Origin of the sequence: Leuconostoc carnosum, from assembly GCF_014207505.1 — a bacterium.
In the GTDB taxonomy this organism is placed as follows: Bacteria; Bacillota; Bacilli; order Lactobacillales; family Lactobacillaceae; genus Leuconostoc; species Leuconostoc carnosum.
Genome location: NZ_JACHGL010000004.1, coordinates 147,911 through 171,543, shown reverse-complemented (window position 1 = coordinate 171,543; position 23,633 = coordinate 147,911). Strand labels below are relative to the sequence as shown.

17 protein-coding genes and 1 pseudogene are annotated in these 23,633 nt (G+C 36.4%); 1 reads left to right on the top strand and 17 read right to left on the bottom strand.

What is annotated here, in order from left to right; translation table 11 throughout:
* Nucleotides 1–202: 202 nt before the first annotated feature.
* The 3 genes from HNQ98_RS05925 to HNQ98_RS05915 form a co-directional block, all read right to left on the bottom strand.
* Nucleotides 203–805, bottom strand: coding sequence for an ATP-dependent Clp protease proteolytic subunit (locus tag HNQ98_RS05925; protein ID WP_014974736.1), 603 nt, complete (start codon nucleotides 803–805; stop codon nucleotides 203–205).
* A gap of 179 nt (nucleotides 806–984) precedes the next feature.
* Nucleotides 985–1,929 carry a DNA-binding protein WhiA gene (gene whiA, locus HNQ98_RS05920; RefSeq protein ID WP_014974737.1) on the bottom strand — a complete coding sequence of 315 codons (945 nt, stop codon included), beginning with the start codon at nucleotides 1,927–1,929 and terminating at the stop codon, nucleotides 985–987.
* On the bottom strand, nucleotides 1,929–2,903 hold the full coding sequence (locus tag HNQ98_RS05915) for a gluconeogenesis factor YvcK family protein (protein WP_014974738.1): 975 nt from the start codon (nucleotides 2,901–2,903) through the stop codon (nucleotides 1,929–1,931). Before HNQ98_RS05915 ends, whiA begins: the two co-directional genes overlap by 1 nt.
* Before the next feature lie 239 nt (nucleotides 2,904–3,142).
* On the opposite strand from HNQ98_RS05915, the gene HNQ98_RS05910 reads away from it, so the two are divergent.
* Nucleotides 3,143–3,265, top strand: a complete 123-nt coding sequence (locus tag HNQ98_RS05910) for a putative metal homeostasis protein (RefSeq protein WP_172600981.1) — start codon at nucleotides 3,143–3,145, stop codon at nucleotides 3,263–3,265.
* A 52-nt stretch (nucleotides 3,266–3,317) separates the two neighbouring features.
* On the opposite strand, the gene uvrA is transcribed toward HNQ98_RS05910, so the two are convergent.
* From uvrA to HNQ98_RS05840, 14 genes and pseudogenes are all read right to left on the bottom strand, one after another.
* Complete coding sequence (gene uvrA, locus HNQ98_RS05905; protein ID WP_135197705.1) at nucleotides 3,318–6,182, bottom strand: excinuclease ABC subunit UvrA; 2,865 nt, start codon at nucleotides 6,180–6,182, stop codon at nucleotides 3,318–3,320.
* Nucleotides 6,183–6,305: 123 nt separating this feature from the next.
* Nucleotides 6,306–8,312 carry an excinuclease ABC subunit UvrB gene (gene uvrB, locus HNQ98_RS05900; RefSeq protein ID WP_014974741.1) on the bottom strand — a complete coding sequence of 669 codons (2,007 nt, stop codon included), beginning with the start codon at nucleotides 8,310–8,312 and terminating at the stop codon, nucleotides 6,306–6,308.
* Between the two features lie 222 nt (nucleotides 8,313–8,534).
* Nucleotides 8,535–10,694 carry an LTA synthase family protein gene (locus HNQ98_RS05895; protein ID WP_135198188.1) on the bottom strand — a complete coding sequence of 720 codons (2,160 nt, stop codon included), beginning with the start codon at nucleotides 10,692–10,694 and terminating at the stop codon, nucleotides 8,535–8,537.
* Nucleotides 10,695–10,762: 68 nt separating this feature from the next.
* A complete protein-coding gene (locus HNQ98_RS05890; protein WP_014974743.1) occupies nucleotides 10,763–11,029 on the bottom strand; it encodes a YkuJ family protein in 267 nt (88 codons plus the stop codon).
* Nucleotides 11,022–12,059, bottom strand: coding sequence for a lysylphosphatidylglycerol synthase transmembrane domain-containing protein (locus tag HNQ98_RS05885; RefSeq protein WP_184284964.1), 1,038 nt, complete (start codon nucleotides 12,057–12,059; stop codon nucleotides 11,022–11,024). Before HNQ98_RS05885 ends, HNQ98_RS05890 begins: the two co-directional genes overlap by 8 nt.
* Nucleotides 12,060–12,080: 21 nt before the next feature.
* The gene (locus tag HNQ98_RS05880) at nucleotides 12,081–13,088 is read right to left on the bottom strand and encodes an LTA glycolipid anchor biosynthesis glycosyltransferase, IagA/BgsA family (RefSeq protein ID WP_135197709.1); all 1,008 of its coding nucleotides are present in this window, start codon (nucleotides 13,086–13,088) and stop codon (nucleotides 12,081–12,083) included.
* A complete protein-coding gene (locus HNQ98_RS05875) occupies nucleotides 13,089–14,318 on the bottom strand; it encodes a glycosyltransferase family 4 protein (RefSeq protein ID WP_014974746.1) in 1,230 nt (409 codons plus the stop codon).
* Nucleotides 14,319–14,525: 207 nt separating this feature from the next.
* Nucleotides 14,526–16,307, bottom strand: a complete 1,782-nt coding sequence (locus HNQ98_RS05870) for an ABC transporter ATP-binding protein (RefSeq protein WP_135197710.1) — start codon at nucleotides 16,305–16,307, stop codon at nucleotides 14,526–14,528.
* Between the two features lie 2 nt (nucleotides 16,308–16,309).
* Nucleotides 16,310–18,028: pseudogene (locus tag HNQ98_RS05865) on the bottom strand (ABC transporter ATP-binding protein).
* 118 nt (nucleotides 18,029–18,146) lie between these two features.
* On the bottom strand, nucleotides 18,147–20,132 hold the full coding sequence (locus HNQ98_RS05860) for an ABC transporter ATP-binding protein/permease (protein WP_135197712.1): 1,986 nt from the start codon (nucleotides 20,130–20,132) through the stop codon (nucleotides 18,147–18,149).
* A gap of 105 nt (nucleotides 20,133–20,237) precedes the next feature.
* On the bottom strand, nucleotides 20,238–20,894 hold the full coding sequence (locus tag HNQ98_RS05855) for a YfbR-like 5'-deoxynucleotidase (RefSeq protein WP_135197713.1): 657 nt from the start codon (nucleotides 20,892–20,894) through the stop codon (nucleotides 20,238–20,240).
* A 269-nt stretch (nucleotides 20,895–21,163) separates the two neighbouring features.
* Complete coding sequence (gene yajC / locus HNQ98_RS05850; RefSeq protein WP_014974751.1) at nucleotides 21,164–21,514, bottom strand: preprotein translocase subunit YajC; 351 nt, start codon at nucleotides 21,512–21,514, stop codon at nucleotides 21,164–21,166.
* 76 nt (nucleotides 21,515–21,590) lie between these two features.
* Nucleotides 21,591–22,808 (bottom strand): tRNA guanosine(34) transglycosylase Tgt, encoded by a 1,218-nt coding sequence (tgt, locus tag HNQ98_RS05845; protein WP_135197714.1) that lies wholly within the window; start codon nucleotides 22,806–22,808, stop codon nucleotides 21,591–21,593.
* Nucleotides 22,809–22,892: 84 nt separating this feature from the next.
* Complete coding sequence (locus tag HNQ98_RS05840; protein ID WP_135197715.1) at nucleotides 22,893–23,264, bottom strand: MerR family transcriptional regulator; 372 nt, start codon at nucleotides 23,262–23,264, stop codon at nucleotides 22,893–22,895.
* Between the last annotated feature and the right edge of the window lie 369 nt (nucleotides 23,265–23,633).

Here is a 23,633-nt window from a genome sequence, read left to right as displayed (position 1 = left end):
TTTTAAACCCACCGATAACCGCTATTTATAAACATTGAAACCGCTTAACAAACCTACATAATTATTGCCTCATATTTATAAAGAACTCCCAATTATTGATCATGCCACGATGCTAGAGAATACCCCTCTTTAAGACAACAAAAAAGCAGATTGACGATAATCATTATCAATCTGCTTTTTTGTTGTCTTAATATATTTGTAATTACTTAATAACTGGTTTCTCGCCGGCTTTTGTTAAAATACCATCAATCAAACCATATTCCAACGTTTCTTCAGCACTCATCCAATAATCACGCTCTGTGTCATGCGCGATTGTTTCTAAGTCTTTCCCTGAAGCATTTGCTAGAATCTTATTTAGTTTTTCACGTGTCTTAGTCAACTGCTTAGCAATAATTGCCATATCAGTCTGTTGCGTACCGCCACCAGCACCACCCATTGGTTGGTGAATCAGGTATTCGGCATTGGGCAACATAAACCGATGCCCCTTCTCACCTGAACTAGCAATGATAGTTCCCATTGAAGCAGCTAATCCCATAACAATTGTTGTTACCGGTGCCTTAATGAAATTCATTGTATCAGTAATTGATAGTCCCGCTGTAACTGAGCCCCCTGGTGAATTAATATACATTGAAATTTCTTTTGTTGGATCTTGCGCTTCCAAAAATAGTAATTGCGCAGCAATTGATGTCGCCATACTATCTTCAATTTCGCCTTGAACCAAAACAATACGATCCTTTAGCAAACGTGAAGGTAAATCATAGCTTTCACGTCCATTAGCAGTTTGTTCAATAACTCCTGGCCACATAATTTTCAGCTCCTTATTTTAGAGTACTTAGCACTATTGCAAGATATTGTGAGTTGATCCATTCGTTAAAATAAATACCAACACACCACCTATGGACAACACTAGTACGTTTTCATGCAATCATGCATTTAACTTAATACTATTTTAGCACAAACACACCAAGAGTGCTAAAAATTGTTTTATAACTTATTTAAATCATATGGTTCCTCATTAGTAATCATCTGAGCTAATTCTTTTAACTTACGTATGCGATGATTAGCACCTGATTTACTAATTTCTAACAACTCCCCAATTTCTGCTAAGGAATCATCTGGATGTTCGAGACGGACTTTAGCGATATCACGTAGTTTTTTGGGTAACAAATCTAGATCACCTATTTCATCAGCAATTAACAAAATTTGTTGCACTTGTTTATTCGCCGCATCTGCAGTCTTTTGAATGTTAGCCATTTCGGCGTTAGTCATACGATTAACTGAATTACGCATATCACGCATCATTCGAATATCCTCAAATCGCAGCATCGTTTGTGTCGCACCAATAGTCGATAAAAAATCAACAATTTTTTCAGCACGTTTCAAATAGACGATGAAACCTCCAGAACGATCAATAATTTTTGCTGGTAAATTGAACTCCAACATCATATCACGGAGCTGTTCTGCTAACTCTTCATGTGTCGTGAATAATTCCAAATGGTAGTTGGCTTTTTCAGGTGAATTGACAGAGCCCGCTGCCAAAAAAGCCCCTCTGAGAAAAGATCGTCTTTTATCAACCTGATTTAAAATACGCGCTGGAATTTCTGGATGTAGACCAAAAGGATCAACACCTAAATCTGCCATTACCTCATCAACCTGATTTTTAAGTAGTACGCCATAAGATTTATGCTGAGAAATATGATTAGGTTCAGAAACTGTTACTTCAACAATCACATGATCATAATTTTGTGTTAATAAGGTATATATTCGCCTGGCAATTGCTGCGTTTTCAGTTTTAACAGCAACTGTCTGATTCACGCCCAGAGTACTTACGCCATTCATTCGCATTAAAGCGGATAATTCTGCCTTAGCATTACCGTCATGTACCAATAATCCGGTTAATTCTTTTTTGACATCTGATGCATATGACATTAATTTTGCTCCAAAATTTTAATTAATTGATTCATAATTTTTTCACCATCATGGAAAGCACCAGCATCGCGCAAGCTCAAAAAATCACCAGCAATTTGATGCGCACCTTGTACTTCAACTGCTGCCTTATCTAGCTTTACCTGATTTGAAATTTCGTCCCACTTTTGAAAATCCACAAAATCATTAGGTACAACAGCATTATTTGAAATCACGTAATCAATCGTTTGTTGTCCGATATGCGCGTTAAGTGCCAAGAGATGCTGGGCATCTGTGTAAGCGTCCGTTTCACCTTTTTGGGTCATAATATTGGCAATGTAGACTTGCGCTGCCGTAGTGATTCGTAGTGCCTCACTAACTTCTGGCACGACAACATTAGGTAAAATAGATGTAAACAGGCTACCTGGTCCATAAACAATCATATCTGCATTTAGAATGGCTTCCACAACTTCCGGTGCAGCCTTTGGTTCTTCTCCTGGCTCATCACCAGTAACCCAGACATGGTCAATTGTTTTATGCGCGTGAGTAATTTCAGCCTCACCAGCAAGTACGGTCCTATCTTTGAACTCAGCGTGTAGAATTAACGGCTCATTAGACACTGGATAAATTTGTCCATGAACATGCATGAAACGTGCCAAATGTTGGACCGCATCAAAAATATTACCATGCATTTCTGTCATCGCAGCAATAATTAAGTTACCAACAGCGTGTTTAGCAAAAAAATCGTCTTTGGCATTAAAACGATACTGCATAACTTCTGTAATTGATGGATCAACATGGGACATAGCCACTAAGATATTACGGATATCGCCTGGTGGCACAATGTTAATATAATTTCGCAATAAGCCACTAGAACCACCATCATCTGCGACTGTCACAATGGCTGTTAAATCAATATTTTTTTTAATGAGTGGTTTAATAATAACTGGTAATCCAGAGCCACCACCAATAATTACAATTTTTGGTTTATTTATCATTTTATCAGCGTGTCAACTATTTATGTACAAAGCAAACTTATATTGCATCCAACATGCTCCACCACAAATAATCAACATTTTTCACTTTCTAAAGTTTTCTTCTCTCTATTCTACCATGACATTTGTAATTCTTTGCTATTCTGGTATACTTATGAATTGTAAGTGAGATTGCTAGCAACATGTCCCTATTGGCTGTTGCCGTCCCTATTTGCGAAAATAACAAATTGGAGATCTACATTATGACAGAAAAATTAGACATCGCTTCAGCAACACGTAAGTTAAAGAGTCCCAACATCAAGACACGCAAGCGTGCCTTGAAAGCGCTCAACGACTTATCAAAGCTCAAAAACTTTTCAAAGTAACCGCAAAATGCCCACAGAATATTATTCTGTGGGCATTTTGTTTTACACATGTTTATTTTGCGCGTGCTAAGTCACGTTCAATAACCTGCTTTAAATACTTACCCGTGTATGAATTTTTTGTATTCATTACTTTTTCAGGTATTCCAGAAACTAAAACATTACCCCCACCAACACCACCTTCGGGTCCCATATCAATCAACCAATCAGCTGATTTAATGACATCTAGGTTATGTTCTATCACAACAACTGTATTACCAGCATCAACCAAACGTTGCAATACTGTCAGCAATCGAGAAATATCATCAACATGCAGCCCCGTCGTTGGTTCGTCTAAAATATAAATTGTTTTGCCGTTTGTACGGCGATGCAATTCAGATGCTAATTTCATTCGCTGTGCCTCACCACCAGACAAGGTTGTGGCTGACTGTCCTAATTTGACATATCCTAAACCAACATCATTAATTGTTTGTAATTTACGCGCAATTTTTGGAATAGGAGCAAAAAATTCCAAAGCTTCGGAAGCTGACATATCTAATATTTGTGAAATATTCAACCCTTTATAGGTCACTTCTAGTGTTTCTGAATTGTACCGCGTCCCATGACAAACTTCACAAGAAACATAGACATCTGGTAAAAAGTTCATTTCGATTTTAATCACACCATCACCATGACAATTTTCACAACGCCCACCTTTTGTATTAAACGAAAAGCGCCCCTTATTGTAGCCACGCATTTTTGCCTCATTTGTTTGTGCAAACAGGTCACGGATATTATCAAAAACACCCGTATAAGTCGCTGGGTTTGATCTAGGTGTACGTCCAATAGGCGATTGATCAATGTCAACGACCTGTTCAATGTTTTCTACACCTTCAATGGCTCGATAGCGACCTGGTTTTTCAGAATTATTATTAATTTTTTGTTTTAGTGCGCGTTTTAAAATCTGATTTACCAGCGTTGATTTGCCAGATCCAGACACACCTGTAACGGCTATGAATTTACCTAATGGGAATTTCACTGTAATATTATTGAGATTATTTTCTTTAGCACCTTTAATTGTGACAAAATTACCATTTCCTTTACGCCGCTTAGTTGGTACAGGAATAAATTTTTTCCCTGATAAATACTGTCCAGTTAATGATGACTTGTTATTAGCTACTTCATCTGGTGTACCTGTGGCAACAATTTCACCACCCAAAGTGCCTGCACCAGGACCAACATCAATTAAATAATCTGCAGCGCGCATGGTATCCTCATCATGTTCAACCACAACAAGTGTATTACCCAAATCACGCATATGCTGCATCGCTGAGAGCAACATATCGTTATCGCGTTGGTGTAGCCCTATCGAGGGTTCATCTAATACATACAAAACGCCTGATAAATTAGAACCAATTTGTGTGGCTAAACGAATACGTTGTGATTCTCCACCTGATAGCGTACGCGCAGAACGTGCAAGCGTCAGATATTTCAAACCAACACTTTCTAAAAAGCCGAGACGATCCTTTATTTCTTTAATAATTGGTGCGGCAATTATTGTGTCCTGTTCGCCTAATGTAATCGCATTAAAAAATGCTAATTCTTTATCAACTGACATTTCTGAAACTTCACCAATGTGCTGCCCATTGATTTTCACAGAGAGTACTGCCGGATTTAAACGATATCCTTGACATGCCTGACAGGTCAATTCCGTCATATAATGCGCCATTTGATCCCGTGTAAAGTCAGAATTTGTTTCATTAAATCGACGCGCTATATTCTTAATGACCCCTTCAAAAGGTATGTCAACATCACGTACACCACCAAAATCATTTTGATAATGAAAGTGAAATGATTTTGATCCGGAACCTTCTAGAATTAAATCCTGATCTTTTTTAGGTAATGATTCAAATGCAATATCCAGATTAATATCAAACTGTTCCGCAAATTGATGTAACATTTCAGGATAATAATTTGATGAAATAGGGTTCCATGGGGCAATTGCCCCTTCTCGTAATGTTTTTTTGCTATCAGGAATGACTAATTCAATATCGACTTCCCGCGTTACACCAAGTCCTTGACAAAATTCACACGCACCTAAAGGTGCATTGAAACTAAACAATCTTGGCTCTAATCGGCCCACTCTAAAGTCTCTCAAATCACCTAAATAATGATCAGAGAATTTCAATGGTTCAATGGCTGCTTCATCCCCACGTGTCACAATATCTAGTTGCACTAACCCATTAGTTAAACGTATGGCTGCCTCCATGGAATCAAAAAAACGTGATCGTGAATCATCGCGCAAGACAATACGATCAATCATCACGTCAATGTCATGTGGCTTGCTTTTTTCTAACGATAATTTTTCTTGATCGTCTAATTCAATAATAGTACCATCCACTCGAGCACGAATATACCCTTGCTTACGCATATTATCAAATGCTGATTCGTGTGATCCGCGCTTACCCATAATAATTGGTGCAAAAACTTGTAACCGGGTACCAGTTGGTAACTGATTCAAGGTATACTCAACCATTTGATCAATGGTTATCATAATTTTTGTCCCATCTTTAGGGTCATCTGGTCGTCCAACTCGAGCATACAGCAGGCGGAAATAATCGTTAATTTCTGTCACCGTTCCTACTGTCGAACGCGGATTACTAGATGTTGTTTTCTGATCAATTGAGATAGCTGGTGATAAGCCATCAATTGAATCAACATCTGGCTTATCCATTTGACCAAGAAACTGACGCGCATATGATGATAAACTTTCAACATATCGTCGTTGTCCTTCCGCATACAGTGTATCGAAAGCTAGAGATGATTTACCTGAACCAGAAAGTCCAGTTACCACAGTTAATTTATCTTTTGGAATATCAACATCAATATTTTTTAAATTTTGGACGCGAGCACCACGTATTTCAATATTTGTTTTTGCCATATGTTTAACGCATCGACGACTAATTTCATCGCTATCAGCGCACTTCCTTATCTTAAATTTTATTATCTGTTCTATTACAAATTATTATTTATTTTGACTGCTAACTCAGTAACTCTGATAATTTTACAAAACAGCTTTTAATTCCATCACATTATCGCGCAGCTGTGCCGCCTCTTCAAAGTCTAGTGACTTGGCGGCAGCCTTCATCTGCTTTTCAAGATTACCAATAATACTCATTTGTTCATCTTTTGGCAAATCTTTGAAAGCAACTTGTGTCAAATCAATCACTTCTTGATTATCAGTTGAATCTGTACGTACGGAAATCAAATCGCGAATATCTTTTTTAATTGTTGTTGGTGTAATACCATGTTCAACATTATATTGTGTTTGAATTTCACGTCGTCTGGCTGTTTCATCCATAGCTTCTTTCATTGACCTAGTCGTTTTATCAGCATACATAATCACATGGCCATCCGAGTTTCTGGCTGCACGACCTATCGTCTGAATCAAAGAACGTGGATTACGTAAAAAGCCTTCCTTATCGGCATCTAAAATAGCAACTAAGGACACTTCAGGTACATCAATACCTTCACGTAATAAATTAATACCAATCAGCACATCATATTTACCTAAACGTAAATCACGGATAATTTCAGTTCGTTCAAGCGTCTTAATATCTGCATGTAAATAGGCTACCTTGATTCCCATGTCCTTTAAATAATCAGTTAAATCTTCTGCCATTCGCTTAGTTAGGGTTGTAATAAATACACGTTCATCCTTTTGTGCACGTTTATTAATTTCACCTACCAAGTCATCAATTTGTCCCATAACAGGCCGTACTTCAACCTCTGGATCCAATAACCCAGTGGGTCGAATGATTTGCTGTATAATGTGATCACTCGTCACTCGTTCTAATTCATAGTCACCTGGTGTCGCTGACATATAAATAATTTGGTTCACATGCTGTTCAAACTCAGGCAGTTTCAGTGGTCGATTATCAAGTGCCGATGGCAAACGAAAACCATAATTTACTAACGTTTCTTTACGTGCCCGATCTCCATTGAACATACCACGAATTTGCGGCATGGTCACATGACTCTCATCGACCACTACGAGAAAATCATCTGGGAAGAAATCTAGCAAAGTAAATGGCGGTTCGTCAACTTGGCGACCATCCATCCAACGCGAATAGTTTTCAATACCACCGACAAATCCCATTTCTTCTAACATTGCTAAGTCGTACTCTGTTCGCTGTTTGATACGTTGAGCCTCTATTAACTTGCCCTCTTTTTCAAATAAGGCCACTTGTTGATTCATTTCTTCAGTAATGCCGGCCAAAGCAGTCGACATTTGATCATCATCCGTCATGAAATGTTTAGCTGGATAAATTGCAACATAGTCACGCTCAGATGATGTTTCCCCCGTTAATGAATTAATTTCACGAATACGATCAATTTCATCTCCAAAAAATTCAACGCGTAATGCCATTTCATCTTCAGATGCTGGGAAAATTTCCACAACATCCCCACGCACACGAAAAGTACCACGGTGAAAATCAATATCATTTCGCGTAAACTGAACGTTAATCAAATCCATCATTAACTGATTACGACCATATTCATTTCCTACACGTAAATTAATCACATGTTCTTGGTACTGATGCGGATCACCTAATCCAAAAATAGAACTAACTGATGCCACAACAATGACATCATTTCTTGATAGCAACGAACTAGTTGCTGAGTTACGTAATTGATCGATTTCATCATTGACAGCTGAATCTTTTTCAATAAATGTATCAGAACTAGGGACATAAGCTTCTGGTTGATAATAATCATAATAGGACACAAAATATTCAACCGCATTATTTGGAAAAAACTCTTTCAACTCACCATAAAGTTGACCAGCTAAGGTCTTATTATGACTCAATACCAGTGTTGGCTTCTTAATATCTTTAATGACATTAGAAATTGTGAAAGTCTTCCCTGTTCCCGTAGCACCAAGTAAAACTTGCTCTTTCACGCCAGCATTAATACCTCTCACGAGTTGATCAATGGCTCGTGGCTGATCGCCTGTTGGCTGATATTTTGAAACCACTTCGAAGCCGTGGTCAGCAACATGTTCACGCATAGTTCTCTTCTTTCATCTACTTTCCTACATTATACAGTAAAACGAACAAATTTTCGCGTTTGTGCCTTCAATCTCATTTAAAATTGTTATCAACTTCCTTCGCTCACAAAATATAAAACTATCATATGATAAATAACGCATGATATCATGATAGTTGCCCTGTATATAGTTGTTTTTCTAATATATTAAAAAACGAACAAACGTTTTAGTTGTTTGTTCGTTTTATTTTGATGAAGAACTAGCATTGCTATTCTCATCAGAAGATGAAGGCGCTAACTCTGGCGCATCCGTTTTATAGAGATCAAGTGTGGATTTTGATTTATTTTTGGCTAATGCACTAGAAGGGTTAGTCTTTTGTGCTCTTTGCAAAGCAGATAAACCATCAGATTTTTTGTAACTATAATCTTTTTTATCTATTGCGTGGAAATCAGATCGCGACTTATCAAAACGCAATAAGTCACCTGTAATCACAGAATCAGAGTAATCAAGCACTTTATCAACATGCGATTGCACTTTTTCAGCTGTCTTCTTGAGATCATCATCTGACTGCAACGTCAATTGTTGACCATTTTCTGTATTAAAATACTGATTATTGTACTTAATATACTTTGGCGTAATCCAATCACCATCACGAAATGGCACAATCCCATCATTTTTTGGCGATAACATATCTTTTCCAAACATTGTCATGTTGTCATCTGGCACACCAAGCAAATCGAGCAATGTTGGTAGCATATCAATTTCACCACCATATGTGTGATTAACGCCACCCTTTAACCCATTGGCATGAATCATAAATGGTACTTTTTGAAATTGCGCTAAGTCGTAATTAGATACTTTATCTTTACCTAATAATTGTGCAATAGCTGGTTGATGGTTTTCAGAAATACCATAATGATCACCATACAGGACAAACATTGAATTGTCATATAAACCAGCCTTTTTCAGATAATTCATCAATTCACCAAAAGCTTGATCTAAATAATGCGCTGTCTGAACATAACCATCAACAGTTTTATCTCCTGTCTTGGTAGCCGGAAAATCAATATTCTCTTTATCTAAGTCATAAGGATAATGGTTTGTGACAGTGATTAACTTGGCATAAAACGGCTGTGGCAGTTGCTCAACATATTCCATGCTGTCTCGTAAGAAAATTTTATCTTTCATACCATACCCAACATTAAAGTTTGGCTTGCTAGCATTAGGATAGTAGGCTTTAGAAAAGAAATAATTATAACCAAATGATTTATAAGTATTATCACGATTCCAAAAAGTTGCCACGTCACCATGAAAAGCAGCTGTTGTATAGCCACGTTGGCTCAAAATAGCCGGCATAGATTCAAATGTATTGTTTGTCCCGTATTTAACCATCGCAGAGCCAGTTGACAAACCATACAATGAGTTTTCTTGCATCATTTCAGCATCCGAAGTCTTACCCTGACCCACCTGATGATAAAAATTATCAAAACTTAGTGTTTTTTGATCATGATAGAATTTATTGAGGTTCGGTGTTACTTCGCGTCCTTCGACTTTGTAATCAATTAAAAATTGCTGAAATGATTCCAAATGAATAACAAAAACATTTTTTCCTTTTTGTGTCCCATAATACTGTACATCATCTGGTAGTTTTTGCTTTGAAACAAATTGCTTAATTTTCTCTAAGTCAGCTGGTTTTGCATGTTTACGACTCTCAGTCTGGTTATAGGTCTGTATACCATTAAAAACGGCGTACTCATTTAATCCTAGATACTTTACGATGTAATTATTATCGAAAGAACGTGTCAGTAGACCCGAACGATTCGTAGACGCAATGCCATAACCAACAAACATTAGTACAATACCTAGTGCTGTGGTTAACATGGCAAAACGTTTTTGAACACCCTTTTTATCAATAGTTAATTGCTTAAATATCACCAACAAAGCCAATATAACAATGTCAATGAAGATCATATAATCTGACCAATGGATGATAGCTGCAATTGATTTACTAAGGTTATTCCCCGTGGAACTACCAGAACCTAAAATACCCATTGATAAGAAATCTGAAAATTCACGATAATATAAAATATTGGCAAATAACCAAAGAGATTGTATAAAATTAAATAAAATAGCAATCCAATAACTAACAGAGCCTCGAAAATAAAGTGCAATACTTAACAGAATAATTGCTGTTGGAATAGGATTGAAAAATAGTAAAAACTGTTGGGTTGACCCTTCGGCACCCAAATTGAAATTCATGTGATAATTCACAAATGTTTTAACCCAAATTAAAACAACATTCAAGATAAAAAACCATACTAATGGCGCTGAAATATCCATCGTTCGTTTAATTTTTTGCCACCAAGTACTTGGTTTGGGAATTCTTTTGAGGAGGTTTAGCATGTTGATTTCCTTCGCATAGATACATTAAATCACTAAAAAATGAGATTATTAATAGTTGAACGTCTTCACTAAAATATCAGTTTAAAATCGTGTAAAACATCATATATTTCGATTGCAACTAAATCAATGTCATCAAATTGAAATTGACGCACTTCACGGTGCTCGTGCACGGTCCAAATTTTAGTCAATTGATCATATTCAACCTGCACTGCCTCAATACCAAAAGCATCAAACCGTCGAATTTGATGTTGATTATCAGTTGAATCAATCATAGCACGTAACCGATTGAGAATTTGTTTTAAATCACTTGTATGACGTTCATTTTTATCAGTCATTGTTAATCCTCATACGATGTCTTGCGGGAATTATATATGCAATAATACCAGCAAACAGGCCAAAATAATAAGTTATCAAGCGCCACAATAATATCACAAGTATTAATGTCGCACCATTTTTAACAAATGGTGAAAATAGAAGTTGAAAACTTAACTCTGCCCCACCAACACCACCTGGAATTGGAAAAAGGGAAATCACCATAACAATCATAATATTCATCGTCACAATTAGCCAAGGATTGACATTAGAATAGCCGAAAGCTCGAATAACAAAATAAGGAATCATATAAAAAACAAGTAATTTTAATATGGTCAATATTGTTGCACCAACCAAAGACTCCCAACTACTAATAACACGTCTTGATTCTTGGTGAAAATTATCAATTTTTCTTTTGATAGTGATAATCATTCTTGCATGTCGCTCACGTGACATAAACTTTCTAATAAGTGGTGACACAGCATCCACCAAACGTAAAGTTAAGGCTGGCCAAAACATTACTAATGCAATACCAATAATGACAACAGCATGAATCGCAATTGCTAAGGGAATAAATGTTGCAAAAGTTGGATCAACTTGGGCATAGATAAAATGTTCAGCCGTAAAATAGCCAATTATAAAAAATAAAACGACAACCACTTGATAAACTAAAAATTTCATCAGAATAACTGACATTGCTCTACCAGAATCAATACCAGATCGCGCTAAACCATATACTTGTGCTGGCTGACCACCTGTTGCAAAAGGTGTTAAACCAGTCCCTAATAAATTCAATAGTGGTACACGTAGCACAGATAAAAGAGAAGTCCTGCGGCGGTCACTTTTTTTCAGCAATGCATAAGTGGCTGCTGCTTCTAGGAAAATTGATAAGATCATTACTAACAATCCAGCAACCAACCAATGCCAATTTAAATGTTTTAACGCAATCTCTAACTGATGCCCTCTGCCACGCAATTCATTTGTTAAAAAATAGACGACTATAGCTGTTAATAAAACAACAATTGCCGCTGATATCTTATCAGTTCTAGACATATTTTCACTCCTGACAGTCCGCTATTCTTGCAAAACTGCCTCATAAACACGTTGCAATTGTTTCCCAATTTCTGGTAAATCACGTGCTACTGCTAATTCATACCCCGCTTGACTGACATCTGGTAAATCATCGTTTAAAATCTGCATCATTTTAGACTCAAATTCATCTATATCAGCTGCTTTATAGCTATTCACACCATCTTGTAACCAATTCTTGTAAACTGGAATATCACGTATTAATACTTTTTGTTTTGATGCCAAAGCCTCTAGTACAACTATGCCTTCAGTCTCTTCAAATGATGGATAAAGGAATAAATCTGCACCTTGGTATGCACCTTGAATAACATCGCCAGTAATATATCCTGGAAAAATCAGATTTCTGGGATGATCACCTTTAATCAAACGACTCACCTTTTTTGGTACCAGTCGCAAATCAGTATAACCAAACCAAATAAAAACTAGTTCTGGATGTCTTTTAGCCAGCTCAATAAAATCTAAGATGCCTTTACGTTCAAAAAACAAGCCAACACTCATAATAACTTTTTGATCATCAGATAGGTCAAAATACTCACGAAACCGTTTAACTTTCTGGATATTTTGGCGATATTTATCTAGTGGAATACCATTTGATATCGGTGTAATTGGTTGATCCAGCTGATAACCACGTAACAGCTGTTTCGAATAGGGTGTCGGCGTGATAATAGCATCTGCTTTTTTATATAAAGAAACTAAATAGCGTTTAAAAAAAGGTGCAATCGCATTCGATCCAGTAAATGAATTACGAAAATCTTCGTAAGTCGAATGACCATGGTAAACAACTTTTTTTCCCATTTTATGTGCATGGTCAACCATGTAATGACTTTTTACACCATAAGTATTAATATGTAAAACATCATAATCCCTACATTTGGGATCAATAGTAACCTCAACCTGAGTATCGGACAAGGCTTCTTGTTGTAGTTTAAGCGCACGACCAATACCAGATTTAGCAATTAGTTTTTGGTTTTCAAAATAAAGTAAGACTTTCAATTAATTTCTCCTGAAAGGGTTGCGCAAAATACGCTTCATGTAGCCAGCCTCATCATCAGTTGGATATTCATCTTCAACATCATCTGTCTGATGATAATCAGATAATACATCTTCATAAAAGCTCAATACACGTTTAGCAAACGTTTTTGCATCAACATCCTTCATTTTTTGTTGGCGAATCATACTATCAGAAGTTGACAATGGTTGTGTCAAATACTTTTCAATGCCAACCATTAACTCATCATAATCTGAAACAAGTGTACCAATGGCATCATTATCGACTAAATTATCTAAATATGGCGAATGTATTGCCACAAAAGGACGATCTGCTGCCATAGCCTCGATAAAAGTTAGACCCTGCGTTTCCGTATCTGAAGAACTCACAAAAACATTACTCATTTGATAATAATCAACAATTTCAGAATGTTCTACCATGCCAACAAATGTAATTTGAGCATTTAAAGATAGTTCATTAACTTGCTCCTCAAGCGCATGACGAGCAGGTCCATCACCGGCAATAATAAGGCGTGCATCAGGATATGTCTGCAAAAGTTCTGAAAAAGCTGAAATTGTTAAAGCAACATTTTTTTCAAATGCCAAGCGACCAAGTGACAAAATAACAGGTTGTTCTGGTGTGAAGCCAAATTTCTGTCGTAAATCTTGGTTACCTGCTGTTGAACTTGGTAAAGACACGCCGGTTGGAATAATTCGAATGGGTGTCTTAACCCCGTACCTTATTAAGGCTTCTTGCACGAGTTGAGATGGCGCAATAACGCCATCAAGACTGAGCATGTAAGCTTTCATTAAGGTACCAACTCCTTTAGGACCAATAAGTAATCCCTTAGCAACATAATGTGTGTAATCCTCATACATTGTATGATATGTGTGAATAGCTGGAATTTTTAACTGACGGGCAACAAATTTCCCTAATAAACCAAGCGAAAATTCTGTTTGCGTATGCACTATATCTAGTTGCACTGACTTAGCAATTTCTACAGCTTGAATTAAGCCACGAATTGCCAAGCGTCTATCTCGAAACCCAATATAAGGGACACTTGAAAACCGATAAATGTGCGGTTCAAACTTGTTTTTTGATACTTTAGGATCAGTTGACGTAAAAATATAAACTTGATGCCCTTGCGCCTCAAGCGCGTCTTTCAATGTTTTAATGGATGTTGCAACCCCACTAACTTGTGGGAAATACGTATCCGTAAAAAGACCAATATTCATTGTGTCCTCCAAAGTTTATATGAACATTAAACTGCTCATAAATAGCAATACTACAATTATAACATAAATTAAGTAAGGCTCCTTATAAGCCAAAAATGCCTGTTACCAACTTAAAAGCATCCTATTGTTCGGTGTGTGTAAAACTAGCACCACAAAATACATGAAACAATTTAAAATAAAAAGACTACCATATCGTAGCCTTTCAATTTATTCAAATACCATTTGATTATGATACAATTCAGAATAAAAACCATTTTCAGCAACTAGTTCTTCATGCGATCCTTGTTCAATCACTTGACCATCTTTCAGAACTACAATTTTATTAGCACCTAAAATCGTCTTCAACCGATGTGCGATAACAAAACTCGTACGACCTGCAATAACATTATCCATTGCTGCCTGAATTTTTGCCTCTGTTACTGTATCAACGTTGGATGTCGCTTCATCTAAAATTAAAAACGATGGATTAGTCAGAATTGTCCGCGCAATCGATAGCAGTTGCTTTTGACCTGTTGAGAAAATCGAATTTTCATCATCAACCTTTGTGGCGTAGCCAGATGGTAAGCTATCAATAAAGGTATGAATATTAGCCTGCTTAGCTGCATCAATCATCTCTTCATCTGTTGCATCTGGTTTTCCAAATTTTATATTATCTGCAATTGTGCCACTAAACAATACTGAATCTTGCAACACAATCCCGACATGATCACGCAACGATTTTAAATCAAATTTTCTCACATCGATATTATCAAATTTCACGGCACCAGAATTCACATCATAAAATCGATTCAATAAGTTCATTACCGTTGTTTTACCAGAACCCGTTGGACCAACAAGTGCTACCATCTCACCCTTTTTGACATGAATAGATACACCATGTAAAATTTCTTTTTCATCAGTATATCCAAAATGCACATCATCTAGCACAACATCAGACTGTAAATTATCTAAATATTGCCCATTTACGGGATTCTTTTCTTCTGTTTGTCCGTGAATGTCTGACAAACGACGGGCACCTGTAACAGCTAACTGTAGCATATTATAAATCGAGGTAATTTGCGTAATTGGTTGATAATACTGTTGGGAATAGTTCACAAATACAACAATCATTCCTAACCCAGCCGCCTTATCCATGCCATCATTGACAACTAACCACGAACCAAAAAATATAACAATCGCTAGATTAAGCAAGGATAGTCCTTGCATTAAAGGAAACAACATACCTGAGTAGACTTGGCCCTTGAAAGTTGCTTGCTTTACTTTTTCATTATGTGGTAAAAAGCCTGCAATAGATTGGCTCTGTAAGCCTTGCGTAATAATGACTTTTTCACCATTAATCTGTTCGTTAATGTAACCATTCATGTTACCAGTAGCATCCTGTTGTTGATCAATAAACCGTCGTGCCTGCGAAATAATAAACCACGCGACAATAATCGCTACCGGTGTTGATGCCATTGTCACCCATGCCATTTTAACGTTTTGGTTAAACATCATCCAAATAATACCGACAAATAAAGCAAATTGAGATAACAATTGGAAAATAGCTTGATTCATTGCGTTGAAAATATTATCTAAGTCCGATGTGAACAAAGATAATATTTCACCATCTTGATGTGTATCAAAGTACTTAATCGTCATACGTTGCAACTTACCAAACAAACCAATACGCATACGACCTGATGCTTGAGCAGAAATTCGTGAAGACAAAAAACTAGAAATAAACATCGTAACAGCTGTCAAAACAAAGAAAATCATCATAGCTTCAAGTGCGTGATAAAATGGTGTTTTACTAGCAATAGCACGCGTTGCGGGATTCATATATTGTGCCAAATAATTAGCCAATTCAGTAATTGCTTTTCCCATGTAAGTTGGTGCAGTCACCTGAAAATAGGTAGATAGAATCGTGATGACAACAACAAAACTTAGACTCAACCAATACCGCTTTAAATATTTAGCAAAGTATTGAATCGCATGTTTAATATCTACCATAATTAATCATCCCCTTTCGCTTTTTGTGTTTGATAAATTTCGCGATAAATCGGTGAATTTTTCAACAATGTGGCATGATTACCCATACTTACCAACTCACCCTCATCTAGAACAAGAATGCGGTCTGCATGCAACACCGAACTAATCTTTTCTGCAATAATAAATACTGTTGTACCAGACAATTCCTTATCTAATGCTTGTTGCACAAGTTTTTCAGAACGTGCGTCAAGCGCTGATGTTGCATCATCTAAAATCAAAATTTTAGGTGTCCCTACCACACCACGGGCAATTGATAATCTTTGTTTTTGACCACCAGATAAATTCGACGAGCGTTCTTCTACTAAATGATCGAACCCATCCTCATATCGATTAATAAACTCGGCAGCTTGCGATATTTAGGCAGCTCTTTTCATATCCTCACTACTAGCATTTTTCTTGCCTTGTCTTAAATTATCAGCAATTTTACCACTGAACAAAATTGCACGTTGTAAAACAAATGATACGGCGGCACGTAAAGATTTTTCATTTACATTTTTTAAATCAGTACCACCAACTGCTACTTCACCTATCGTGGGATCATAAAGTCGAGGAATTAATTGTGCCAACGTTGTTTTACCAGAGCCAGTGGCACCAACAATTCCAATCATTTCCCCAGACTTGACCTCAAACGAGACATTTTTGAGTGCAGGTTCATCATCTCCTGGATAGGTAAATGATACGTTTTTGAATGATACATCTCCTGACAAATCAGTTTCAGGTGCATCAGCTCGATAAGTTAATGCTGGCTTTGTATCCAAAACCTCTTTAATTCGAGCGAGTGAAACAAAACCACGGGAAGCAAATGTCGACATCATGCCGCCAATCATAATAGCAAAAAATATTTGCATGAGATATGAAATGAAAGATGTGACAGCAGCTAAATCATTCGGGTGTTTCACAACATCACGACCGACAAACAAAACAGTAGCCCCTATTGCCAAATAAGAAATCAGCATGAACATCGGTATCATTAAAGAGAATAAATAACCAATGATTGTATTCACTTGTGTCAATTCATCAGAATTTTCAGTAAAATGCTTGGTTTCATTTTCTTCTTGGTTAAATGACTTCACAACTCGCACACCTTGAAGATTCTCTTTTGCTAATGTGTTAGTGTGGTCAATTAATTGTTGAATTTTAAAAAAGAGTTTACCCATTTGTTTAAAAATAAACTGCGAAGATAGTACGATTAAAACAACCATCAAAACCACAATCCACCATAAACGTGGTAATGTGATTAATGCCAGAATAAACGCACCTACAAACAATATGGGAATGCGCGTTAATGATTGCAATATCATCATGACTAATTGCTGGACTTGGTTAACGTCATTAGTCATTCGCACAACTAAATTACCAGTCGAGAATTTTTCAATATTAGCGAACGAAAAAGATTGAATTTGTTGGTATTCCTTTTGACGAACATCAGCTGCAATACTTTGTGAGACTTTAGCAGCAAAAATTGTATTAATCACACCAGCGATTAACCCAATAGTTGCCAAAATAATCAATTGTATGCCATAAGTGACTACTTTATCTTGATCATCAGCAATAATGGCTTGCATCACACTTTGTAATAATCTGGGTTGCCATAACGAGGACCCTGCCATAATTACCACAGCAATAATAGAAAATAGAATATCACGCCAATATAGTTTAGCATGTTCTTTTAAAATATACATGATTGTCTCCTTGACTCAATCAGAGAAACAAATGTTCTCATATCTGATAAGTTTAACATAAAATAAATATTTAGTAACAAAAAAAACGTAGAATAAACTACATTTTTTAAACACTTAATTAATCAGCTGCTAGAGCATCAATTGTATTAAGTTTTGCGGCTCGTCGTGATGGTACAAAACTGGCAATCAGTGCGATTACTAAGGAAATAACAACCGCAAAGATGACATGCCCAACGGAGACTTGCACAATATTAAAGTGTACCAAACTCTTTAACGCGCTATTCATAGCAAATTGTACGACATATGCCATAATAATACCTATAATAGCCGAAATGATGCCCATTAACAGCGCTTCATTTGTAAATAATCCACGGATATCTTTTGAACGTGCCCCTAAGGCTCGTAGTACACCGATTTCACGTATACGTTCTGATACAGACATATAAGTTGTTACAATAATCATAATTGCTGACACTAGTAATGAAATACCTGCAATAGCTGCCAAAACATAAGATGCCAAACTTGTAATCGTATTAATTGTGTTTAACACGTCACCAATTGAAACACCGACAAAGGTTTGTTCTCCATTATCATCTTTGACTTGGTTAATGCGTGTCATAGTAGCTTTAACGGCTTTAGTGTCTTTAATTTCAACCGCTGCATAATTCGCATCTGTTGCGGCACCATTTTTTTGCAAGTCATTTTGAATTGTTTTCCAATTTTGAGAGAAGATAACACCACTTTGACCACCATCAGTCATACCAGAAATTTTAGCTGAGGTTTGAATCATGACTGGCTTATTATTGGTATCAAAAGCCATATAACTAAATGATATCGTCTTACCAACAAGCGCTTTATAGTCTTTTTGAATCTTTTTAGCGTAATTAATGTCTATGATCACTTCACCATCTTTAGGTTTATGACCTGCTTTAACGATATCATCTGAATATTGCGGTGTCCAAGACTGAAATGCCACAGCGCCTGACTTGACACGGTTATAAGTAAACACTGCATTACTAAACTGCCCACATTCATAGACTTTATCAACACCCTTAACATCACTTAAGCGTTGTAACATGTCCTTGTCCATTGTTGTAGCAGTATAATTGGTTGCTTGCATTTGTATCGTTGCTTGCATCCGTTCATTAGCACTAGCTTTCTTATCTGTCGTCGTATTCCGCATCACCATTTGATAATTTGGATTAACTAATGAATTGACTTGATCAGTAATGTATGCCTTAATACCATTACCCAATCCCAGAAAAAGGATTACGGAGAATACACCAATGGCAGAACCAAGAATAATTAGGAAGTTTTGTAATTTTTTATACTTTAAATGGTCAAAAGCCATATCCCAGATAGATGATTTGCGCAAAGGACGAGAATTTAAACGTGCAGTTTTTTCTGGCACTTTAAATTTATCTTTGAGCTGTATCTCTTCATCAATTTTACCATCTGCCATATGTAAAATACGTGTTCCGTACTCGGCAACAGCTTGTGAGTGAGTCACAACAATGACTAACTTACCTTCTTGAGCGATTTGTTTTAATAATTCAAGCACTTCGGTGGTGTTGACTGAATCTAACGCACCAGTTGGTTCATCAGCAATCATGACGTCAGGATCAGATGCCAACGCACGTGCAATAGCAACACGTTGCTTTTGCCCACCAGACAATTGTGAAGGCAACTTGTGGATATGTTCGCCTAACCCAACCTTTTTCAACAGCTCAGTTGCACGTTCCTTTCGCTCAGCAGCTGATAAACTCGTCATATTCAAACTTGTTTCCACATTTTCCAAGTTTGTTTGATAATTAATCAAATTAAAGCTTTGAAAAATATAACCAATTGTTTCACGACGATAAACATCTAACTTTTTCTCTTGTTTATGATCAAGTGCTTCCCCATTAATTGCCACTGAACCTTCAAAATTGCGGTCTAATCCGCCAATGATGTTCATCAATGTTGATTTTCCACCACCGGATTCACCAAGTATTGAAACAAATTCCCCCTTTTCAAACGACAAATCTATACCGTTTAAAACAGGAAACTCCTCTTTACCTAGATAATATGATTTTTTAATGTTTTTTAGTTCTAAAAAAGCCATCTTTGCCCACTTTCTATTATTGTACTGATACGTTGTATTGTGTTATTAGTTTAACAAAGTTGACAGGTCAATTCAACTCAACTTACAATTATATTTCTAAAACAATTATATATCTCTTTTTTTACCAGTAAAATCTGGTAACAAACTTTTAGCCAAATCATATAACAATGCTTTACTTGTAAATTCTTCTGCAAAGATATCTGGCAGAATATCTGTGGCAATATATTTCACACTTGCCATATCTTTAAATGCTGCCAACGCCTCTAACCCACTCTGAAAAATATTAACATAGACCGGTTCTGGATTAAATTTCTCCAATTCCCCATAAGCTTCATACATCAGATCAACTTTATCGGCGATAGACAGAATTTTGCCCTCAATCGTATCATCTTTACCTTCACCTAAACGTCGTGTGTAGGCTGTTTGAAATTGTTGTGGAATTTCAGTTTTGATGAAATTTTCTGTCATCGAATCTTCCACATCTGCTAACATAGATCGTAAAGTTGCTGTCGCGTATTTGACGGGCGTTTTGATATCACCAATAAAGCGCTCAGTATAGTCATGATTGAGTGCCTTTTCATAAACTGACTGCCAGTTGATAACCGCACCATTCTGCTCTTCAACATCAGCTAAAAATTGAGCAATTTGTGCGACTTTCCAAGAGTGGGCTGCCACATTATGTGGTTGGTATTTAAAAAATCCAGGTGCGCGATTGATTAGTTCAAGTTGATTCATTCCCATAAAAAATTCATGCATTGGCATAATTTATCACAGTATCAAGCCTATTTCTTTAAATTGAATTTGCTTGACACATTACTCCTTTTACTTAAAAAATTGTTATTTTCATCATACATGATTTTAGGTTTTAGTGCATGCTTCTCTTTATTATCAATTTTCAACAAACTAAAAGACAAATTAATTCATAGCCAATTTTGACGCCACGCCATCAACCGTTATTTTTAAATTTGTTATCATGTGTAGTTGCTTTTCCATTCAAAAAAAGAGAGCTTACGCTCTCTTGTCTATATCGCTTACTTTTCTGAAGGTTTGTCACTATCACTAATAATCTTATCGCTGTTATCATCGGCGGGCTTCAAGTCTTCAACAGCAGTTGTGTTTGCTGGTGTTTGTGGCTTTATCGTACGAATTGCTGACAATTCATAAGTTAAAATAACACCTTCAGCATCTAAATCAACTGTCTTTGCAACCTGATCAACGCTATCAACAACGGCATGTAAACCACCAATTGTAATAACTTCAGAACCTTTTGTTAAACTATTTTGGCGTTCTGTCTGTGCTGCACGTTGCTTCTTTTGTTGGCGGCTCATAAACCAAAACATAGCTACGATGATAACTAATGGGAGAATCAAATTCAAATTCATGGATCTTTCCTACTTTCTGACGTGTATCTAGAAAACCAAATACCTTACTACTATTATATCAAAGATTTAAGACTTATTAAAATAATCGTGCGTTGGGTTTGTTATAACCATATTCTTCCATGACAGTTTCACGGAATTGTAGTAACTCATCATTTTCAATAGCCGTACGCATGTCCTCCATAAACTGTAACAAATAACGTAAGTTATGTTGAGAAGCCAGTTGCGCACCCAAAATTTCGTTTGCATTAAAAAGATGGTGCAAGTATGATCGTGTTAAATTCTGGAACGGATTATAATCAAGGTTATCAAATTGTGCTTGATTACCAAACTGTTCTGTACGAATAGGATTCGATGAATAGTAGCTCAAATCAGGATCAAGAGGTGTGAAATCATTTTTATATTTCGAATTTTTAATCACTACCCGTCCAAAACGTGTCATTAGCGTTCCCTTACGTGCAATACGCGTCGGTAATACCGAATCAAACATATCAATACCACGTATAACAGAATCAATTAATGAGTCCGGTGCAGCTACACCCATTAAGTAACGTGGTTTATCTTCTGGTAACAATGGCATCGTAAAGTCTAACACACGATTCATTTCTTTTTTAGATTCACCAACTGATAAGCCACCAATAGCATAACCAGGCAAATCCATACCAACTAAACCATTTGCTGATTCTGAACGCAAAGCTTTAAATCCAGCGCCTTGAACAATTCCAAATAAAGCTTGTGAATCCGCTTTTTTATGCGCAATTTGGGCGCGATCGGCCCAACGTAATGATCGTTGCATGGATTCTTTAATATAATCATAACTTTCAAAATATGGAATGGCTTCGTCAAGCTGCATCATGACATCTGAACCTAAATTATTTTGAATACGCATTGCCACTTCGGGTGACAAAAACATCTTGTCGCCGTTCACATGATTTTGAAATGTTACGCCTTCTTCTTTTAATTTGCGCGCATCAGATAATGAGAAGACTTGAAAACCACCTGAATCAGTTAAAATAGCCTGATCCCAACCCATATATTTGTGTAGACCACCAGCTTCAGCAATTAATTCATCACCAGGACGCACCCACAAGTGATAGGTATTACTCAGAATGAACTGTGAACCAATATCTTTTAATTCTCTTGTACCAACACCTTTTACCGCACCTTGTGTCCCGACTGGCATAAACATTGGCGTTTCAAAAGTACCATGTGGTGTATGAATTCTGCCACGGCGTGCACCGGTATATTTTTCAGTATGAAGATGTTCGTACCATACTGCTGGTTTTTTATCTGTCATCTTATCCTCATTGTATAAATTAATTTTTAATCTATTCTATTTTACCAGTTTTAACTGGACAAAAAAAGCGCTAGATTAGCGTATTTATGAAACTGTTTTACTTGAAATCAACACTTTTAATTGTTCTTTCGCCTGGACTAAACGCTGTTTTCTATTTTCTAAAATATAAATTTCTTTTTCAATATGAGCTATTTCTTCATCAATTATCTGTAGATTATGTTCCCACTGTTCTTTTGTCCCACAGTTATTGTCGTGCCACTTTTTAATACTTTGAATTGCTTTGATAGAGAATCCCATTTCTTTCAGAGCCATAATATCCTGATAATCTTGAAACTCTTGTGTTGTGAAATAATATTTACCTTGTATCTTTTCAGGGTCTAATAACTGTTGTTGAATATAATAACGTATAGTATCTCGATTCGTACCTGTTTTTATCAAAAAATCTTTTAAAAACATTTATGCCTCCTTGTGCGGGGGTACACCCCTTATGTTTAAATTAATATAACATAAAAAGGAGCCCTTTATTCATGATAATTGCCACTAATTTTTTAATCGCCCTGTATACATTGCTTATGTCCATTGCTGTTATAGCTTCTCTGAAAATGCTCCCTTTTTGGCTAGTTTGTATTAATATTATTTCTATTACCGTGCTAGGCGCTTCACTATTTTGGCCAATACTGATATGTATTGCTTTAGTTATGTTGGTTCTGAATGCGGGAATTAACGGAAAAGTGTTACATGGTAAACTAACTTTCTCTCACTTAATCATACGTATTCTATTTTCACTTTTGATTTTTGCTTTATTTTTAATATCAAAATAATTAT